14 protein-coding genes are annotated in these 17,403 nt (G+C 65.1%); 5 read left to right on the plus strand and 9 right to left on the minus strand.

What is annotated here, in order from left to right; genetic code table 11:
* Positions 1–2 precede the first annotated feature (2 nt).
* The 4 genes from octT to nadD are packed head-to-tail and all read right to left on the minus strand — an operon-like array spanning position 3 to position 2,404.
* Positions 3–740, minus strand: a complete 738-nt coding sequence (gene octT, locus MKAN_RS04955; RefSeq protein WP_036392599.1) for a diglucosylglycerate octanoyltransferase — start codon at positions 738–740, stop codon at positions 3–5.
* Positions 730–1,395, minus strand: a complete 666-nt coding sequence (gene gpgP / locus MKAN_RS04960; RefSeq protein ID WP_023365785.1) for a glucosyl-3-phosphoglycerate phosphatase — start codon at positions 1,393–1,395, stop codon at positions 730–732. The genes octT and gpgP overlap by 11 nt, the downstream gene beginning before the upstream one ends.
* The gene (rsfS, locus tag MKAN_RS04965) at positions 1,392–1,772 is read right to left on the minus strand and encodes a ribosome silencing factor (protein WP_023365788.1); all 381 of its coding nucleotides are present in this window, start codon (positions 1,770–1,772) and stop codon (positions 1,392–1,394) included. Before rsfS ends, gpgP begins: the two co-directional genes overlap by 4 nt.
* Positions 1,769–2,404: a nicotinate-nucleotide adenylyltransferase gene (gene nadD / locus MKAN_RS04970; RefSeq protein WP_023365789.1), complete on the minus strand. Its 636-nt coding sequence runs from the start codon at positions 2,402–2,404 to the stop codon at positions 1,769–1,771. Before nadD ends, rsfS begins: the two co-directional genes overlap by 4 nt.
* 769 nt (positions 2,405–3,173) lie before the next feature.
* Here nadD and MKAN_RS04975 point away from each other — a divergent pair.
* A complete protein-coding gene (locus MKAN_RS04975; protein WP_036392596.1) occupies positions 3,174–4,211 on the plus strand; it encodes a class I SAM-dependent methyltransferase in 1,038 nt (345 codons plus the stop codon).
* 6 nt (positions 4,212–4,217) lie between these two features.
* Here MKAN_RS04975 and MKAN_RS04980 read toward each other — a convergent pair whose 3' ends face one another.
* From MKAN_RS04980 to MKAN_RS04990, 3 genes are read right to left on the minus strand one after another with little or no spacing between them, the layout of a single operon-like run.
* Positions 4,218–5,657 (minus strand): vWA domain-containing protein, encoded by a 1,440-nt coding sequence (locus MKAN_RS04980; protein WP_023365793.1) that lies wholly within the window; start codon positions 5,655–5,657, stop codon positions 4,218–4,220.
* 13 nt (positions 5,658–5,670) lie between these two features.
* Positions 5,671–6,546, minus strand: coding sequence for an AAA family ATPase (locus MKAN_RS04985; protein ID WP_023365795.1), 876 nt, complete (start codon positions 6,544–6,546; stop codon positions 5,671–5,673).
* 25 nt (positions 6,547–6,571) lie between these two features.
* A complete protein-coding gene (locus MKAN_RS04990) occupies positions 6,572–7,885 on the minus strand; it encodes a glutamate-5-semialdehyde dehydrogenase (protein ID WP_225722856.1) in 1,314 nt (437 codons plus the stop codon).
* A 299-nt stretch (positions 7,886–8,184) separates the two neighbouring features.
* Here MKAN_RS04990 and MKAN_RS04995 point away from each other — a divergent pair, with 299 nt between their 5' ends.
* Positions 8,185–9,897, plus strand: a complete 1,713-nt coding sequence (locus tag MKAN_RS04995; protein ID WP_023365799.1) for an amidohydrolase — start codon at positions 8,185–8,187, stop codon at positions 9,895–9,897.
* A gap of 27 nt (positions 9,898–9,924) precedes the next feature.
* Here the strand turns inward: MKAN_RS04995 and MKAN_RS05000 are convergent, their stop codons facing one another.
* Both MKAN_RS05000 and MKAN_RS05005 read right to left on the minus strand, forming a co-directional pair.
* Positions 9,925–11,328, minus strand: a complete 1,404-nt coding sequence (locus MKAN_RS05000) for a mechanosensitive ion channel family protein (protein WP_023365801.1) — start codon at positions 11,326–11,328, stop codon at positions 9,925–9,927.
* Positions 11,325–13,508 (minus strand): adenylate/guanylate cyclase domain-containing protein, encoded by a 2,184-nt coding sequence (locus MKAN_RS05005; protein WP_036392593.1) that lies wholly within the window; start codon positions 13,506–13,508, stop codon positions 11,325–11,327. Before MKAN_RS05005 ends, MKAN_RS05000 begins: the two co-directional genes overlap by 4 nt.
* A 245-nt stretch (positions 13,509–13,753) precedes the next feature.
* Between MKAN_RS05005 and MKAN_RS05010 the strand changes: the two genes are divergently transcribed.
* The 3 genes from MKAN_RS05010 (at position 13,754) to MKAN_RS05020 (ending at position 17,397) form a co-directional block, all read left to right on the plus strand.
* Positions 13,754–14,434 (plus strand): esterase, encoded by a 681-nt coding sequence (locus tag MKAN_RS05010; RefSeq protein ID WP_023365807.1) that lies wholly within the window; start codon positions 13,754–13,756, stop codon positions 14,432–14,434.
* Between the two features lie 979 nt (positions 14,435–15,413).
* Entirely contained in the window at positions 15,414–16,358 is a 945-nt protein-coding gene (locus MKAN_RS05015; RefSeq protein WP_051404515.1) for a DUF4878 domain-containing protein, read from the plus strand.
* Positions 16,359–16,395: 37 nt separating this feature from the next.
* On the plus strand, positions 16,396–17,397 hold the full coding sequence (locus tag MKAN_RS05020; protein WP_036392969.1) for an AAA family ATPase: 1,002 nt from the start codon (positions 16,396–16,398) through the stop codon (positions 17,395–17,397).
* Positions 17,398–17,403: the final 6 nt, after the last annotated feature.

Below are 17,403 nucleotides of genomic sequence, written 5' to 3' on the forward strand. Positions count from 1 at the left end.
GCTCAGCCGCGCGGCTTCTCGTTCGGCACCCCGGCTTCGGCCAGCGCCTTGAGCATCAGTTCCGCGACCGCCTGATGGGCTTCGAAGTTCCAGTGAATGCCGTCCGGATTGCCTCGCCCACTCATAATGTGCTCGGCGACAGCGGCTTTGAGGTCCACCAGGGGAATATCGTGACCCTGTGCCCATTCGATGATCGCGGCCGCGGTAGCCTTCCGGCCGTGGTGCGCCCTGCGGTAGGTCTCGGCGATGTGCACCGACGGCAGGGATGCCACCACCGGGATGCCGGGCCGGTTGAAATCTATTGCGCCGCGGGTCTGTTCGAGGTATTCGACGGTCAGGTGCGGGGGTAGCGCGGACCGGGCCACCGGCGAAAACCGGGGCTGCGCCCAGGCGTAGCCGTCGCGCGCCCACCGCCGTAACCAGGGTGGGCGGACGTACCGGATGAGTTCACGCAGCGCGGTCGGCAGCACCGACGGCAGCGAATCCATCCCGCTGGTGGCGAAGACCACCGCTCCCGCCCGGGGCAGCGCCGCCCACGAACGCGGGTCTTGGGTCGCCGCCCACCACACGTCCCGGCACGTCCAGCCGATGCGGCCGATCAATTCTAGATCCCAATCCAGTTGGGCTGCAACGATATTGGGCCAGATGCGCGGGTCGTCGGCGGGTAGGCCGCCGGTGGGCCCGTAATAGGCCAGCGAGTCGGCGAAGACCAGCAGCACCGGCCGAGCCTCAGAGGACATCGCCGACAACCTGAGCCGAGGCATTCCACACATCGAGGCGCCAGCGGATCTCGGCGTTATTGCTGGCCGAATGTCCGCTGAGTTGTGTCCAACTGGCGTTGCCCATACCACCCAGGGCGGGCCAGTGGGCTACCGGCAGCTGCAGCAGCGCGGCGGTCAGCGCGGCGATGAGCCCTCCGTGGGTCACCAGCACCACCGGTCGATCCGGTTGTTGAGGGTCACCCCAACCGGGTTCGGCGGACACCAATTCGGTGACCACCGGCAGACTTCGGGCGGCGACGTCAATCCTGCTTTCCCCGCCGTGCGGTGCCAATGTCGCATCCTCCCGCCAGGCCAGCCGCGCACCAGGCGCTTCGTCGTCGATCTCGGCGTGGGTCATGCCCTGCCAGTCGCTGATGTGAGTTTCGCGCAACCGGCGGTCAACCCGGACCGGCAATCCGGTCCGTTCTCCCAGTGTCATCGCCGTGTCGTAGGCACGCCGCAGATCCGACGACACGATCAGCAGCGGCTGCATCTTGCCCAGCGCTTCGGCGGCGGCGACCGCCTGGGCTCGGCCCAGGTCGGTCAAGTGGGTGTCCAGGTGACCCTGCATCCGGCTGCCCAGGTTGAAATCGGTTTGCCCGTGGCGCAGCATCACCAGCCGCCGCACCCTCATTGCAGATCCTCGGAGGTCGGCGCCAGGTTCACCGGCACCACCGGGCAGTCGCTCCACAGCCGGTCCAGGGCGTAGAAGTCCCGGTCATCCTGGTGCTGGACATGCACGACGATGTCGCGGTAATCCAGCAACGTCCAGCGGCCTTCCCGGGCGCCCTCGCGCCGCGCCGGCCGGTAACCAGCCCGGCGCATCTTCTCCTCGACTTCGTCGACGATCGCGTTGACCTGCCGTTCGTTGGACGCCGAGGCAATGACGAAACAGTCCGTGATGACCAGTTGCCCCGAGACGTCGATGACCACGACGTCGTCGGCGAGCTTGGCTGCGGCCGCACCGGCGGCCACGGTCGCCATATCGATGGCTTCCTGAGTGGCGGTCATGCGCTGTTTCCCGCAGTCAGGCTGGAGCTCGTGGGGTTCGCGGGCTCCTCGGGTTTGCGGTAGAGGCGGCGCTTGGAGACGTACTGCACGACGCCGTCGGGCATCAGGTACCACAATGGCCGTGATTCTGCGGCCCGCTGACGGCAATCGGTGGACGAGATGGCCAGCGCCGGGATCTCGACCAGGGTCAAGGCATCCTCGGACAGCCCGGCCAGGGCGGCGGTGACATGGTCGTGGCGCAGGTCGTAGCCGGGTCGGCTGACACCGACGAACCGCGCCAGCTCGAACAGCTCCTCCCAGCGGTGCCACGACAGAATCGACGCCAGTGCGTCGGCGCCGGTGATGAAGTACAGCTGCGCCTGCGGGTCGAGGTCGTGCAGATCGCGCAACGTGTCCTTGGTGTAGGTGGGGCCGCCGCGGTCGATGTCGACCCGGCTCACCGAAAAGCGGGGATTGGACGCGGTCGCGATCACCGTCATCAGATAGCGGTCCTCGGCGGCGGAAACGTCGCCGCCCTTCTGCCAGGGCTGGCCGCTGGGCACGAACACCACTTCGTCCAGGTCGAACCGGTCGGCGACCTCGCTGGCGGCCACCAGGTGGCCGTGGTGGATGGGATCGAATGTCCCACCCATCACTCCCAGCCTGCGACGGTGCCTTTGCACGATTTGCCAGCTTACTTCGACCTTTCGCGGATCTTGTCGCGCGGTTCAGCTGGCCTGCATCGTCGACGATGCGCTGGCCGGATGCAACCGCCGAAGAGCATCGGCGGATCCTGGCACGCCGGAATCGGCGGGCGCCGGACGTCTCCGCGCCTCACTCGGAAATTCATGGTTGAGCTGACCACGAATGCTGCTGGTCAACGATGTCCTCTGGGCGCAGCCCCCGGACGCCGGGCTCTGTTTTCGGCACGCCGATACCGCAGCTTGGCTCAAACCGCTCGTCATGGCAGGCGTTGGGGAGATGCCTCAGGTGCTGACCCAATCGGCGGCCATGCCACCGGATCGAGTGTGCAGTGACGGCTTTGACTGTGTATGTAGGGCGGGCACGTGCACGAGTCGGCCGCCCTGACGGCACACTCGACGCCGCCAGCGCACACTCGGCGCTGCCAGCCACACTCGGCGCCGCCAGCGCACACTCGGCGCCGCCAGCCACCGACCTAACCGCACCAGCACGCGATCTTCCATCTCCCACACCGGCCCCCGCGACCGCCCGGAACTGGACATCGAGTTGCTGATCCGAGCGCCGCGATCCGTCAGCCATTCGTTGGCCGGCGCCAGTTCGGAGGACGTCGGGCCTCAGCATGGCCTAAGCCGGCCTAAGCCGGCCTAAGCCGGCCTACACCATTGCTTCAATGCCGGTGTAACCGCGCGCCAGGTCGTGTAAAAGGTGTCTGTGGATAACATGGCGCCCAGGCCGGACCAGCCCACAGCGTTGCTGAAGGAGTCCATGACCCGGCGGTTCTACACCCGCTCCCAGGTCACCGGCGAGATCACGTTGCCGGCCGTGCCGGGCATGATCGACGAATACGTGGCGATGTGCGCCAAGCTCTTCGCCACCGTGGGCCGGCAGTTTTCCGACGACGAACTTGCCCATGTCAGAAAGGTCCTCGAGGCCCAATTGGCCGAGGCGTACGCCGCCTCGCATCGCTCGAACATCATCATCTCGTTCAATGCTCCGATCGGCCCCACCCTGCACTACCAGGTGCGCGCCCATTGGCGAACCGTGGCCCAGGAATACGAGAACTGGATCAGCACCCGCGAGCCCCCGCTGTTCGGGACCGAGCCTGACGCACGGGTGTGGGCGCTGGCCAACGAAGCGGCCGAACCCCGCACTGTCCGGGTGCTCGAGATCGGGGCGGGAACCGGCCGAAACACCCTTGCCCTGGCGCGGCGCGGACATCCGGTCGACGTGGTGGAAATGACCCCGAAGTTCGCCGACATCATCCGGTGCGACGCCGAACGGGAATCCCTCGACGTGCGGGTCATCGTGCGGGATGTCTTTTCGAGCATGGACGAGCTGCGGCGCGACTACCAGCTGATTGTGCTCTCCGAAGTGGTATCTGATTTCCGGACGACACAGCAGTTGCGCGGCCTGTTCGAACTGGCGGCACAGTGCCTGGTTCCCGGCGGCCGCTTGGTGTTCAACGCATTCCTGACCGACCCGGACTACATCCTCGACGAGGCCACCCGGGAGTTCGGGCAACAGGTGTACACGAGCATCTTCACCCGACCCGAGATGGCGGCTGCCGCAGGCGGACTTCCGCTGGAGCTCGTCGGAGACGACTCCGTCTACGACTACGAGAAGGCGCACCTGCCCCCGGGCGCCTGGCCGCCCACCAGCTGGTATGCCGACTGGGTCAGCGGCCTCGACGTGTTCCCCGTCGAGCGGGAGACGAGCCCGATCACGATGCGCTGGCTCGTCTTCCGCAAAACCCGCTGAGCCGGGTCACACCGGCAGCAGCTGGTCGATCACTTCGGCCAGCTGTTTGGCCGAGCGGCATTCGTGCATGGCGATCACTTCCTGATAGCGCGGCACTGCCGAGTCGCCGCTGCCCCACAGGTGTTTGGGCTCGGGGTTGAGCCAGTGCGCGTGGCGGCTCGCGGTGACCATGTCGGCCAGCACGTCGACGGCCGGGTTGCGGTAGTTGGTGCGGCCGTCGCCGAGTACCAGCAGTGAGCTGCGCGGCGACAGCACGCTCGGGAACGCCTGTAGGAACGAGACGAACGCGTTGCCGTAGTCGGAATGGCCGTCGCGGGCATACACCCCGGCTTCGCGGGTGATCCGCTGAATAGCCACGGCCAGATCGGCTTCCGGGCCGAACATGTGGGTCACTTCGTCGGTGGTGTCGATGAAGGCGAACACCCGAACTCGGGAAAACTGTTGGCGCAGCGCATGGACCAGCAACAGCGTGAAGTGACTGAACCCGGCGACGGAACCGGAAACGTCGCACAGGACAACCAGTTCCGGACGGGCCGGGCGCGGTTTGCGCAGCACCACGTCGATCGGGACGCCGCCGGTGGACATCGACTTGCGCAGCGTCTTTCGCAGGTCGATCGATCCGGCGCGGGCCCGGCGCCGGCGTGCCGCCAGCCGGGTCGCCAGCGTGCGGGCCAGCGGGGCCACCACCCGGCGCATCTGTCGAAGTTGCTCACCGGAAGCGCGCAGGAACTCGACGTTCTCGGAAAGCTGCGGGATGCCGTACATCTGGACGTGGTCCCGGCCAAGCTGCTCGGCGGTACGTCGCTTGGTCTCCGCGTCGACCAACTTACGCAACTGTGCAATCCGTTGCGCTGCAAGCGCTTTGGCTATCTGCTCCTGGGTGGGGGTGGGCTCGTCGCCGTAGGGTGCCAGCAGCCCGGCCAGCAGCTTGCCCTCCAGTTCGTCCAGCGCCATCGCTTTGAGCGCCTGATACGACGAGAACGACGGGCCACGGCTGGAGCTGTATTTGCCGTAGGCCTCGACGATGCGCGCGATCATCGCCACCAGCCGTTCGTCCATATCGGCCAGGTCGGGGTTGTCGGTCAGCAGATCCAGCAGCAACTGCCGCATCGCCTCGACGTCGTCGGGCGGCAGCGAACCGTCGTCGGCGGCGTCGTCCTCGGTGACCGCCGCGCGGGCGCCCAGTGCTGCGGGAAACCACAGGTCGAACATCGCGTCGTAGGTCTCGCGGTGATCAGGGCGGCGCAGCACCGCGCACGCGATGCCCTCCCGCAACACGTCACGATCGCCCAGACCCAGGGTTGCCATCACCCGCCCGGCATCCACCGTTTCGGACGGACCCACCGAAATCCCAACGGCGCGAAGCGCTTCCACGAACCCGACCAGATGGCCGGGCAGCCCGTGCGGGGCGAGCGGCCGGGTGGGACGGATACGTCGGGTGGCCATCGGTGCAGTCCCTTCAGTTGAGCCGCAGCTCGCCGGCCGCGCGTTGCTGGTCGGATTGGTGTTTGAGCACGACGCCGAGCGTGGCGGCCACCACGGCGTCGTCGATGGTGTCCAGGCCCAGCGCCAGCACCGTCCGTCCCCAGTCGATGGTCTCGGCGATCGACGGCACCTTCTTGAGCTGCATGCCGCGCAGTACCCCGATAATGCGCACCAGCTCCTCGGCCAGGTGCCCGGGCAGCTCGGGAACCCGCGACAGCAGGATGCGTCGCTCCAGCTCGGGACTGGGGAAATCGATGTGCAGGAACAGGCAGCGACGCTTGAGTGCCTCGGACAGTTCGCGGGTGGCGTTGGAGGTCAGCACCACGAACGGCGCCCGCTCGGCGGTGAGCGTGCCCAGCTCGGGAACGGTCACCGCGAAGTCGGAGAGCACCTCCAGCAGCAGGCCTTCGATTTCGATGTCGGCTTTGTCGGTTTCGTCGATCAGCAGCACCGTCGGATCGGTGCGCCGGATCGCCGTCAGCAACGGACGCTGCAGCAGGAACTCCTCGCTGAATACGTCGTCCTTGGTGCTCTGCCAGTCGCCCGAGCCGGCCTGGATGCGCAGGATCTGCTTGGCATGGTTCCACTCGTAGAGGGCCCGTGCCTCGTCGACGCCCTCATAGCACTGCAGCCGGACCAGGCCGGATCCGGTGGCCTGGGCGACGGCACGCGCGAGTTCGGTTTTGCCGACGCCGGCCGGGCCTTCCACCAGTAGCGGCTTACCGAGCCGGTCGGCTAGGAAGACGGCCGTCGAGGTGGCGGTGTCGGGCAGGTAACCGGTCTCGGCCAGCCGCCGCGAGACGTCGGCGATGTCGGCGAATAGTGGCGTGGACCGAGCGGGTACCGTCACAATCAGTTCTCCTTAACAGGGCCGGCTAGGCCGGACGAGTATGGCCGTCTCCCCACACGATCCACTTGGTCGAAGTCAATTCCGGCAGTCCCATCGGACCGCGGGCATGCAGTTTCTGGGTGGAGATACCGATCTCTGCGCCGAAGCCGAACTGCTCACCGTCGGTGAACGCCGTCGACGCGTTGACCATGACCGCGGCGGAATCGACCCGTTCGGTGAACCGTTGAGCCGCAGCAAGATTGGTGGTCACGATGGCTTCGGTGTGTCCGGTGCCGTACTCGTTGATGTGAGCGATCGCCGCGTCGACACCGTCGACCACGGCCACTGCGATCTCCATCGCCAGGTATTCCCGGCGCAGGTTGTCGTCGTCGGCTTTCTCATCAGCACAGAGGTGAACGGTGACGCCGGCGTCCTGCAGCGCCGCCAGTAGCCGGGGCAGTGCGTGATCGGCGATGTTCGCGTCGACCAGCAGCGTCTCGGCCGCGTTGCAGACGCTGGGCCGACGGGTCTTGGAGTTCAGCAGCACCCGTTCGGCCACTTCCAGGTCGGCGGCTTCGTGGACGTAGACGTGGCAGTTGCCCACACCGGTTTCGATGGTGGGCACCTGGGCGTCGCGAACCACGGCCTCGATCAGGCCCGCGCCCCCGCGCGGAATGGCCACGTCCACCAGGCCGCGCGCCTGGATCAGGTGGGTGACGGTGGACCTGTCGGCGGATGGGAGCAGCTGTACCGCATCGACCGGCAGATCCTGGCCGGCCAGCGCCGTGCGCAACGCCGTGACCAGCGCTTCGTTGGACCTCGCGGCCGAGGAGCTACCGCGCAGCAACGCGGCGTTGCCCGACTTCAAGGTCAGGCCGAAGGCGTCGACGGTGACGTTGGGCCGGCCCTCGTAGATCATCCCGACCACCCCGAGCGGGACGCGCTGCTGGCGCAGCTGCAGCCCGTTGGGCAGGGTGTAGCCGCGCAGCACCTCGCCGACCGGATCGGGTAGGCCCGCGACCTGGCGCAGACCGGCGGCGATACCGTCGATACGCTGCGGGTTCAGGGCAAGCCGGTCGAGCATCGCGGCGGGTGTGCCGGCGGCGCGCGCCGCATCGAGATCTTCGGCATTGGCAGCCAGAATCCGCTCGGCGCGCGACAAGATCTCGTCGGCTGCGGCATGCAACGCGCGGTCTTTGACGGTCCTGGGCAACACGGCCAGCAGCCGGGCCGCCACCCGCGCCCGGCGGGCGGCGTCGTGCACCTGTCGACGGTAGTCCGGCTCTCGCTCCTGAGTTGTCCCCCGGGCCTGGGGGCGGGAGGTGCCCCCAGCGCTCGGGGACGGCGCTTGCACACTCATTGCCCCAGCGTAACGGGCGTTAGACGACCGGGTACGACGGCCCGGTTCCGGGGCGCCGCGAGCCAGGCCGGGAACGAACGGGCCGAAGCAGTTGAGAATTCGCCCGCCCAATCGCGTCGAGGCCGAGTGGGGCAAGATATTGCACCGCGGACGGCAGCGACTGGGATCGTTCGGCGATAACCGAACGGCGGGTTCGGCACAATGGGGCCTCTTGATCCGATGCGACTTGATCCGATGCGACCGAGTCGTGAGTGCTGGCGGAACGCGGCAGGCCGGGAAGACGGGAAAGGACCACATGCATGCCTTCTGACGAAACGTTTTCCGGAAACGGGCCGGCCAAGAAGCTCACGCACAAAGCATTCGAGAAAATCACCGTCTTCCCCGCGCGGGAGATCATCACCATGTGCGAGGCGATGCCGACGGCAACGGCGGTGGCCGTGGGTGGCGGAAGGATCGTCGCCGTCGGAACGCTGGACAGCTTGCAACCGTGGCTCGACCGCTACGAGTACGAAATCGACGACCGGATGAGGGACAAGGTCCTGATGCCGGGCTTCATCGACCCGCACGTTCACCCGTCCTTGCCCGCCGTCTTGACTCAGTATCCGTTTCTGGCGCCCGACGACTGGACCCTGCCGACCGGGAAGTTCCCCGGGGCGAAAACTCCGGAGTCTTACCTTGCCGGGCTCGACAAACTGGTTGCGGCACACCAGGATTGGACGCTGCCGTTCGTCACCTGGGGCTACCATCCGCTGTGGCACGGAAAACTCACCAAGTCCGACCTGACTCAGCGCTACGGCGACAAGCCGATCATCTTGTGGCATCGGTCGTTTCACGAGCTGTTCCTCAACGACGCCGCGCTCAACTGGACCGGGGTCACGTCAGAGCAGTTCAGCGGGCATCCGGACGCCAACTGGGAAGAAGGACACTTCTGGGAGAACGGGGCGCAGCTATTGAACGCGTCTCGGCTGGGCAGACTCCACTTCGATCCGGACCGTTATCGCAAGGGGATGCAGAACTTCCTGGAAATGGTGCATATGGCCGGCGTGACCACGTGCCTGGACATGGGAGTTGGCATCTTCGGCGACCCGGTCGGCGAGACCAAACTGATCCGCGACACCGCGGAGTCGACCCAGGCGCCCTGCCGCATCATTCTCACGCCCACCACGGCCGACTTCATCCCCCGCGGCGTCAACCCGGCAGCAGCGCTCGAGGCGGCCGAAGAGTGGGCAACGCACAACAGCCGGCGGGTGATGTTCGACCGTCACTTCAAGCTGCAGGCCGACGGCGCGATCTACAGCGGACTCTCCCAATGCGCCTTCCCGGGTTATCTGGACGGCCACCAGGGCGTGTGGATGGCCCCGCCCGAGCTGCTATACAGCTACGCCGAACCATTCTGGAAGGCCGGCTACCAGCTGCACGCCCACATCAACGGTGACCTCAGTTCCGCAACCTATATTGACATCATCCGCAGGTTGCTGGACGTCAAGCCGCGCTTCGGCCATCGCGCCACGCTGGAGCACTATGCCTTCAACAGCGAGGACCAGTGCCGGCAAATGAACGAGATCGGCATGCTGGTCTCCTGCAACGCGTACTACCTGTACATGCTCAGCGACATCTTCAGCGAACAATGGCTGGGTCCGGATCGCGGAACACAGATGGTGCGCATGGGGATGCTGGAGCGGATGGGTATGCCGTTCACCGTGCACTCCGACTGTCCGATGGCGCCGTTGTCGCCGCTCACCCTGGCCTGGGTGGCGGCCAACCGGGTGACGATCAACGGCAACCTGAACTGTCCGCAGGAGCGGGTCAGCCTGCACACCGCGCTCAAGGCGATCACCATCGACGCCGCCTGGATCCTGCGCAAAGAAGACGAGCTCGGCTCCATTCGCGCCGGCAAGAAAGCGGACTTCGCGGTGCTCGAGGAAAACCCCTATGACGTTGGCGCCGAGGGCCTCAAGGACGTCGGCATCTGGGGCACGGTGTTCGAAGGAGAAGCGCATCCGCTCGGGTAAGGGCATGCGGTTGGCACGGCGGTCTCCTCAGTTGAACCATTCCCGATGCAGACTCTGGCGCACCTGGCTTTGTCGCTCTTCGAGAATGTGGCCGAAGTCCTGCAGCAGCAACGGTTGACGCATCACGAGATGCTCGACGTGCTCGCGACCGATCTCCACCGTGGTCACCTCATCGATCGCGTAGGCGTTGGAGAGATTGGGCTGCCGGGTCAGCGCGGTCAGACCCAGAAACCCGCCTTCTTCCAGGGTGGTGATCGGCACCACCGATCCGTCGTCGGCCGTTGCGGTCAGCCGCACCAGCCCGGTGACGACGAACATCATCTCCACGGGCACCTCGCCCGCGCATTGCACGATTTCGCCGGCACCGTATCGCAGCAATCTCGCGTGCGACAGCAACGTCTGCTGGTCAGCGTCGTTGAGCCGCAATGCCGGTCCCACCACCGCTTTCAGGGCGTCCCGCAGGCGCTCGGTCGTCGAGAAGTCGTCGTCGGCGCCGTCGAGGTGTAGCTTTTCCCGCCGCGCGGCATACCAGATCCACCGCAGAAAAGTCGCTCGAGCGTCACTTTCGTCAGCCGGTGACCGCAAGCCGATCGTGGTGCAGTACTCGGCGCCGCCGAGCGGCTCGGAGGTGGGGATGAAACCGCTGTGGAGCTGCGGCAGCTCGGCGGCAATCCGCGACAGCAACGCACAAACCCGGTCGGGCGAGTCCGCGTCGGAAAATGTGGTCTTCATCGCCAGTTGGTAGCCGCCCGCCGGCCGGCTCAGATTGGTGAACGGCGTGCTGGCCAGCACCGAGTTCGGGGTGATCCGCAGGCCGCTGCCGGTGTCGATGTGGACGGCGCGCCAGTTCACCTCGACGATTCGTCCGCGCGCGGTGCTGGTGTCGAGCCAGTCGTCGATCTGAAAGGGCTGCTCGAACAACATGAACAGGCCGGACACGATCTGGCCGACGGAGTTCTGCAACATCAGGCCGATGACGACCGATGTCACACCCACGGCGGTGAACAGTCCGCCGATCCGCACACCCCATACATAGGAGAGGATCACCGCCAGCCCGGCTCCGATGAGCACGAACCGGGCCACGTCCAGGAAGATCACCGGTAACCGCTTGCGCCACGAACCTTGCGGCGCGGCGGCGAAGACGGTCGCATTGAGCCCGGATAACAGCAGCACCAGCACCAGGAAACCGAATACCGTGGTGAGAATCCGGACGGCGTTGTCGTGGGCCGGGACGCCCTCCGAATTCACGATGAGCAGCAGCAGCGCGCCCAGCGGCAGCAAGTAGTTGCGCAGCAGGCTGATCTGCCTGGCGAGATGACTTCCTCTGCGGCGCAACGTGTGCTGCAACTCGGTGAGAATGACGATCAGGACCGGCAGTCCCAGCGCGACCGAGACCGCCCAATAGAACCACGAGGCACCGAAGATGTTCATTGGCGTTCCACCAACCGCCAGATTTGCTGCTCCGAACCGCCGACCGAGATGGTGCCGGCCGGCACGAACTTCCAGATGTCGCGCATCGCCTCGTACACCTGTGAAGTGACATAGATGCCGGGTTGCGGTGAGCCACTGTGCATTTGGTAGGCCAAGCTTACCGCGGCACCCCACATGTCGTAGGCGAGGCTGGCGCGACCGACCAAGCCGCTGATGACCTTCCCGGTATTGACGCCGACCCGCAGCCGGAGCTTGTGTCGGGACCGGCTGTTGAATCTGTCGATGATGCGCTGGATCTCGATGGCGAAGTCAACGCTTCGGTGGATGTTGTCCAGCCGCGGGGTGGTGGCACCGCAGCTGGCCAGGTAGCCGTTGTGGAACGTTCGAATCCTTTCCACGCCAAGCGCTTCGGCCGCCGAGTCGAACTGCCGGAAAAGTTCGTTGACGACGGCGACCAGTTCGTCTCCGGACAGGTCGTCGGACATGTCGTCGAGCCCCACCATGTCGGCGAAGATGACGGCGACGTCCTGGTGTTCCTGCGCGACGGTCTGCACTCCCTCGCGATACCGCTGCACGACCGGTGCGGGCATCAGTGACAGCAGCAAGCGATCGTTTTCCTTGCGTTGCTCATTGAGCAACTCCTCTTTTATCTTGAGGTTGCGGCTCATCTCGTTGAAAGCCGCAGTGAGATCACCGAGTTCGTCGCGTGACCGCACCGGAACGGTTACCTCGTAGTCGCCGGCGCTGATTCTCTCGGTGCCGGCCTCCAGCCGTCGGATCGGGCGCACGAGCAGCTTGGCAAGCAGCATCGATACCACGCAGATCGCCAAGGTGATCCCCGCGACTGCCAGTACCAGAGTCTTGCCGAACGTGGACAGCCGCTGATAGGCATCCCAGTCGTCCCTGGTGGCCAGGATCGACCAGTGTAGATCGGAGTTCGGCACATCCACCGGCGCGTAGGCCTGCAGCTCCCGATTGCCCAGGTAGTCGGTGTCCTTCGTGACGCCGGTCTGTCCGCGTTCGGCGTACCGAACCCCCGCGCTCGGGACCGGCTGCACCAGAACGGTGGTTCCCAGCCGGATCGCGCTGTCCACCACGTCGCGTGGAGTGCCGCCCGCTATCGCCTCCCGTTGATACTTGTCTCGGTCTTGCAGGAACAGCCGTGAATCGGAACGCATCAAATTGTCCGGGCCCACCAGGTAGGTCTCAGTCGAGCGGCCCATGCCGACGGCTTCCCAGTGCTTGTGGGCGTTCATGATGTCGTTGATCTTCGATATCGGCAGCGGCAACGCCATAACGCCTTCGATCTTGCCGGCCATCCCGATCGGCGACACCACCCATGCGGTGGGAGCGTCCAGCTGCGGCTGATACTGCTGGAAATCGGTGATCCACACGAAGTTAACGTTGTTGGAGCGCAACGCTTTTCGGTACGCGTCCCGCAAGACCGTTTCCCGATAGGGCCCGGTGAAGATGTTGGTACCCAGGTCTGGGCCTTTGCTCACGGTGTAGACGACATTGCCGTGAAGATCGAGCAACAACGCGTCTCGATAGTCGAAGCGGGTGACGATCCCGCGGAAGAAGTCGTTGTAGCGGGCATTGGCCGCCGACCAGGTGCTGCCGTCACCGGCGTCGCTGCACGACACCGATTCGGTCGCCGACGCGCACTGTGGGGTGTAGTTGGCCTGAAGGTACTTCTGCGAGTTGGAGGTCGGCAGCAGCGCATTGATGTCGACATCGTCACCGGTCAGCTGACTGATCGGTTTGACCACCGCATTGCTGTAGTAATTGACGATCGACTCCTGCTGGGCCGGGCTGATCGTGGCGTTGGACAACTGGTTGAAGCCGTCGGTGAAAGCCTCGATCGCCTGGACGGCACTGAAACCGCTGCTATATACCTCCAGGGAATTGGTGAACTCGCCGAAAAGCCCCTCCAGCTGTCGCTTGTGGGACTCCCGCAGTTCGAGCAACCGCTCCGTTGCCACTTGCTGTAACGCGTTGCGCCCGGTCACATATCCGGTGAGGCCGACGACCGCCACCGACATGATGCTGCAGAGCAGCAGCGTCACCAACAATTTCGACTGGATGCCCACCCGGAACAACCGCAGCAGCCGCCGCCCTCGATTCCCGGTTGGGGCGGGCTCTTCTTGGGATACCGGTTGCGTTGGCTGCCCCGATGTCACTCGGCTTCCTTTCGCTTACGGCGGCAAGACCGGCAGATCACGCAGCAGACTAACGCGAAAATGCAGGGAAAATCGGGTTTGGCCGAAAACATGCCGCCCCAGGGTCCGCTGCCCCAGGAACGCCGCGGGTGCCGCCATGGCTTATGTTGGTCGATGGCCCGGTTGGTCGACGACTCGGTCGTCACCGCAGCCGGACACTGGTCCGTTACCCCGGCGCCGCAACTTTGCCTCGGAGGGAACCTCGCATGCGAATCAAAGTGCCCCTGGTTGTCCTGGCCGTCGTCGCGCTCGGCAGTCCCGGAATCGCCGCGGCCGCACCCAAGACCTACTGCGACGAGCTGAAGGGCACCACTACTGGCCAGGTATGCCAGATTCAGGTTTCGGATCCGGCATACACCATCAATATCAGCCTCCCGAGTAACTACCCCGACCAGAAGGCGCTGCAAAGCTACGTCGCCCAGACGCGAGACGACTTCCTCAACGTCGCCAAATCGTCCGCTCCCCGCGATGCGCCCTACCAGTTGGAGATCACCTCGACCAACTACGAATCGGCGATACCGCCTCGCGGCACCCAGTCCTTGGTGCTCAAGGTCGTTCAGAACGTCGGCAGCGGGCAGCCCACGACGAAGTACAAGGCGTTCAACTGGGATCAGGGATATCGCAAGCCGATCACCTACGACACGCTGTGGCAGCCCAAAACCGACCCGCTACCGACCGTCTTCCCCATCGTGCAAACCGCCCTGCAAAAGCAGACCGGACAGCAGGTAGCGCCCACAGCCGGTTTGGATCCCGCGAATTACCAAAATTTCGCCATCACCAACGACGGGGTGACGTTTTTCTTCAACCCGGGTGAGCTGCTGCCCGAGTCCGCCGGCCCCGTCCAGGCATCGGTCCCGCGCTCCGCTATCGACTCGATGCTGGCTTAAGGCCAGGTAGCGACAAAAGTTGAGCTCGAGACTAAAGCGCCTCAACTATCGATGGTTGCTTCCAGGCCATTGGCGCGGCGGAAACGCTCGCTCGGCTGGTTGGTGAGTTTGGTCACCGATGCGGCTCAACACTGCACCCGCGCCCGGGTTTTAGGCCCGGGGCACCACGCTTACGCTCTGGCCCGGCCTGGCGGTACCGATGCCAGCAGCCGAATCGGTGGTTCCAAAGGTTCCGAAACCGTGGTGGGAGCCGGTTGCACTGTTGTCACTGTTGTCTTCCGATGGCCGAACCGGCTGAGTTGCGTGATCGGGCGGTTCCGGTTTACTTAAGGCGTTCATTTTCACGATCGAGAGAGGCAGTAGCCCATCGTTGAATTGAGGCTAAGACTGGTGAGGGCCTCACACCAGCAGCGGGAAGGCGCTTTTCGGAACCGGCCAGGCCAAAGACCCTGTCTGACATACCGGTGATGGCAGCAGCTGCCTGTGGGCTGCTGGCCGCAATCTGGGCAAGCCCGGACCGACCCACGAGCCCGATCGGGCGTGGTACGTGGTATCGCAGCGCCGACGCGAGGGGCAATTTGTGGCCCAGGCAGCGCGCAATGCGTCCGGCCGTCAAGATTCCGCACTGAACAGTCAGTGCCTTTAGTTGGAGGTTGTTGCTTTGACTGATTGGTCGGGTGGGCGGTTCGGAGGCCCCAACCCGGTGGGTGGATCGCATCCCATCGCTCCGGGCGCAGATCGCTGGCAACCGCAGCCGCCGACATCGGGCCAATGGGCCCCCCAACAACCGCCCGCAGCAGGGCCGTGGCAGCCGCAGCAAGCGCCACTGCAGAGCGGCTGGGGCAGCCAGCAGCCTCCCGCTGGCGCCGGGTGGCATCCCCATCCGGGTGCACCGACGCCCATCGGGCCGCCCTTGCCGGGGCAACCGCCGGGCTGGTCATCGGCGCCGGGACCGCGCAAGAGCCGTAAGCCGTTATGGGTGACGCTGGGTGCTGGCGGCGCGGTGCTCGTGGTGGTGGCCATTGTCTTGGTCATCACCCTGGCCGGCCGAGGCGGCCCGGGCGGCGGCGGGTCGGCCGGCGATGCGGTCAAAGGTTATCTGCAGGCGCTCGCCCGCGGGGATGCCGAGGCGGCTCTGTCCTACGGCGCTGACCTGCCGGCCACCAAAGAACTACTCACCGACGAGGTCCTCAAAAAGCAGATCGCGCAATGGCCGATCAGCAATATCAGGATTCTCAGCGATGACTCGACGGGGGCCGGTGCCGCGGTCGGCTTCGCTCAGGTGCATGTGGTCGCCAACTTCGGGGACAAGGTTTCCGACACCACCCTGTCGATGAAGAAGGACCACGGTAGCTGGAAACTTCCCTCGGCGGCGATCAAGGTCAAGCCCGGACTTGTCGGCGACAGGGATGCTGCCGGCAAGACGGTGACATTCTTCGGTAAGCCCGTCGGTGACTCCACGGTGTATGTGTTTCCCGGCTGGATCGACGTAGGCACGACCAACCCGTACATCACAGTGACGGCGAAACCAATTTTGCTGGACCAGGTTTCGCTGATCAGCGAAACCTGGATACAGCCGACCTTCGTGCTGTCGGACAAGGGCCGCGACGCGGCGAAAGACCAGCTCGCCGCGGCGATGGCCAAGTGTCAAAAGTCCAACCTGCTGGCCCCGCCCGGCTGCCCGATGAGCGTGGATCCCTACGGCTTGGCCGACGGCACCGCCGCGTGGGGGCCCGCGGATATCAGCGCAGTCAAATTCGACAGCTTCGATCCCTATCGGCTGGCGCTGATGTTTTTCGGCGAGGTCAAAGCGCCGATAACGGTCAGGACCACCGGGGGCGCCACCAAGCAGGGCGAGGCAAGCCAATTCCTTTCGGGCACCGCTGATCTGGCCAAGACACCGCCGGAATTGAGTTTTCGATGAGCCCCGAGACCCCGTTCTTGACATGTGGAAGGCCGCGATGACCGCAATCCGAGTGCAACCCAACCATCACGACGTCGATGCCGCCCAGCGCAGCATCGCCGCGCTGTCACATGCATTCAGCACCAAGGTGGTTGGGCAGGATAATCTGCGTGAGTCGCTGTTGATCGGGCTGCTCGCCGGCGGTCATGTGTTGATCGAAAGCGTTCCGGGACTTGCCAAAACGACAGCCGCCAGGGTAATCGCCGAATCGATCCGCGGCCGGTTCCAGCGCATCCAATGCACGCCGGACCTATTGCCCAGCGATATTCTCGGCACCCAGGTGTACGAAGCGGAAACGAACTCGTTCGCCACCCAGCTGGGTCCGGTGCATGCCAACATCGTGCTGCTCGATGAGATCAACCGCTCGAGCGCCAAGACTCAAAGCGCGATGCTCGAGGCGATGGAGGAACGCCAGACCACCATCGCGGGAACGGTCTACCCGATACCGCAGCCGTTCCTGGTGATCGCCACCCAAAACCCGGTGGACCAGGAGGGCACCTATCCGCTATCAGAGGCCCAGACCGACCGCTTCATGCTCAAAGACATCGTGCGCTATCCGACTGCGCAGGAAGAAGTGGAGGTCATGGTCCGCCGCGATGCCGGTATCTACGACAAAGACCGTCCGATCGATCCGGTGATCGGACTGGACGATGTGCGCCGGCTGCAAGCGGTGGTGCGCGGCATCCACATGGATCCCGCCTTGATGCACTACGCAAGCCAACTGGTTGCCGTCACTCGCAACCCGTCGCAGTTCTTACCGCCGCAACTGGCCCGAGTGATCGAATACGGCGCCTCGCCGCGGGCCACCATTGCATTCTGCGAAAGCGCCCGCGCGCTGGCACTGCTGCGTGGCCGCAACCACGTGCGGCCGGAAGACATTCAGCATCTGGCCCATCGGGTGTTGGGACATCGCTTGATTCTGGGCTTCGAAGCCAGCAGCGCAAAAATCACCCCGCAAGTTGCGGTCGACGCAGTCCTGCAAGCGGTGCGGGTGCCCTGAGCACAT

The sequence above is a fragment of the Mycobacterium kansasii ATCC 12478 genome, from assembly GCF_000157895.3.
Taxonomy (GTDB): Bacteria; Actinomycetota; Actinomycetes; order Mycobacteriales; family Mycobacteriaceae; genus Mycobacterium; species Mycobacterium kansasii.

What these genes read in the sequence shown, in the direction of transcription:
- octT (WP_036392599.1), bottom strand. Translation starts at nt 740, where the DNA reads ATGTCCTCTGAGGCTCGGCCGGTGCTGCTGGTCTTCGCCGACTCGCTG.
- gpgP (WP_023365785.1), bottom strand. Translation starts at nt 1,395, where the DNA reads ATGAGGGTGCGGCGGCTGGTGATGCTGCGCCACGGGCAAACCGATTTC.
- rsfS (WP_023365788.1), bottom strand. Translation starts at nt 1,772, where the DNA reads ATGACCGCCACTCAGGAAGCCATCGATATGGCGACCGTGGCCGCCGGT.
- nadD (WP_023365789.1), bottom strand. Translation starts at nt 2,404, where the DNA reads ATGGGTGGGACATTCGATCCCATCCACCACGGCCACCTGGTGGCCGCC.
- MKAN_RS04975 (WP_036392596.1), top strand. Translation starts at nt 3,174, where the DNA reads ATGGCGCCCAGGCCGGACCAGCCCACAGCGTTGCTGAAGGAGTCCATG.
- MKAN_RS04980 (WP_023365793.1), bottom strand. Translation starts at nt 5,657, where the DNA reads ATGGCCACCCGACGTATCCGTCCCACCCGGCCGCTCGCCCCGCACGGG.
- MKAN_RS04990 (WP_225722856.1), bottom strand. Translation starts at nt 7,885, where the DNA reads ATGAGTGTGCAAGCGCCGTCCCCGAGCGCTGGGGGCACCTCCCGCCCC.
- MKAN_RS04995 (WP_023365799.1), top strand. Translation starts at nt 8,185, where the DNA reads ATGCCTTCTGACGAAACGTTTTCCGGAAACGGGCCGGCCAAGAAGCTC.
- MKAN_RS05000 (WP_023365801.1), bottom strand. Translation starts at nt 11,328, where the DNA reads ATGAACATCTTCGGTGCCTCGTGGTTCTATTGGGCGGTCTCGGTCGCG.
- MKAN_RS05010 (WP_023365807.1), top strand. Translation starts at nt 13,754, where the DNA reads ATGCGAATCAAAGTGCCCCTGGTTGTCCTGGCCGTCGTCGCGCTCGGC.
- MKAN_RS05020 (WP_036392969.1), top strand. Translation starts at nt 16,396, where the DNA reads ATGACCGCAATCCGAGTGCAACCCAACCATCACGACGTCGATGCCGCC.